Source organism: Vibrio sp. MOR3 (assembly GCF_001557775.1).
Classification (GTDB): domain Bacteria; phylum Pseudomonadota; class Gammaproteobacteria; order Enterobacterales; family Vibrionaceae; genus Vibrio; species Vibrio jasicida.
This window is the reverse complement of record NZ_LNRD01000043.1, coordinates 1-968: the sequence shown is the minus strand read 5'-3', so window position 1 is coordinate 968 and position 968 is coordinate 1. Positions and strand designations below refer to the sequence as shown.

At 44.4% G+C, this 968-nt stretch carries 2 tRNA genes and 2 rRNA genes; all 4 read left to right on the top strand.

Features of this window, described 5'->3' with window-relative positions:
- Nucleotides 1–87, top strand: a 16S ribosomal RNA gene (locus ATB76_RS26780); the annotation flags it as partial.
- Between the two features lie 99 nt (nucleotides 88–186).
- Nucleotides 187–262 (top strand) — tRNA-Ala (locus ATB76_RS26775).
- Nucleotides 263–303: 41 nt separating this feature from the next.
- Nucleotides 304–379, top strand: a tRNA-Glu gene (locus tag ATB76_RS26770).
- Between the two features lie 293 nt (nucleotides 380–672).
- Nucleotides 673–968, top strand: a 23S ribosomal RNA gene (locus ATB76_RS26765); the annotation flags it as partial.

Sequence of the window (968 nt, the reverse complement as noted above, 5' to 3'; positions counted from 1 at the left end):
AGGACGCTTACCACTTTGTGGTTCATGACTGGGGTGAAGTCGTAACAAGGTAGCGCTAGGGGAACCTGGCGCTGGATCACCTCCTTATACGATGATTACTCACGATGAGTGTCCACACAGATTGATATGGTTTAAATTTCAGAGCAAAAGATTGGTTCTGCATAAAATGCTGAAGCGATTTTATGTGGGGCTATAGCTCAGCTGGGAGAGCGCTTCGCTGGCAGCGAAGAGGTCATCGGTTCGATCCCGATTAGCTCCACCACTAGCTACATTGTTTCTGCTTTTAGCAGAGCAACCTACAGTGTCCCGTTCGTCTAGAGGCCTAGGACACCGCCCTTTCACGGCGGTAACAGGGGTTCGACTCCCCTACGGGATACCATCTTTAAACATTCTCTCTTGAGAGTTTTTAAAAATGGTTACTTCATAAGAAGTGATTTGCTCTTTAACAATTTGGAAAGCTGACAAAACAATCTTTAAGATTGTTTGTAAAGTTCTCAATGTTTGTCTTTATGACAAACACCAAAAAACACATTCAAGTGTTCTTGGGAATATCACTTTTAAGTGATTATTCGAAATTGAGTCCGGCAAAATCGAAATGTCTCTCGCTCATTCAAATAATGAGAGACAACTTTGGTGATTTGATTATCAACTCGAAACTCCTTCGGGTTGTATGGTTAAGTGACTAAGCGTACACGGTGGATGCCTTGGCAGTCAGAGGCGATGAAGGACGTATTAACTTGCGATAAGCCCAGATTAGGTAGTAAAAACCACTTGAGTCTGGGATTTCCGAATGGGGAAACCCACTAGCATAAGCTAGTATCGCTGCGTGAATACATAGCGCAGCGAGGCGAACCGGGGGAACTGAAACATCTAAGTACCCCGAGGAAAAGAAATCAACCGAGATTCCGAAAGTAGCGGCGAGCGAAATTGGACTAGCCCTTAAGCTTTATATGCGTTAGACGAACGGT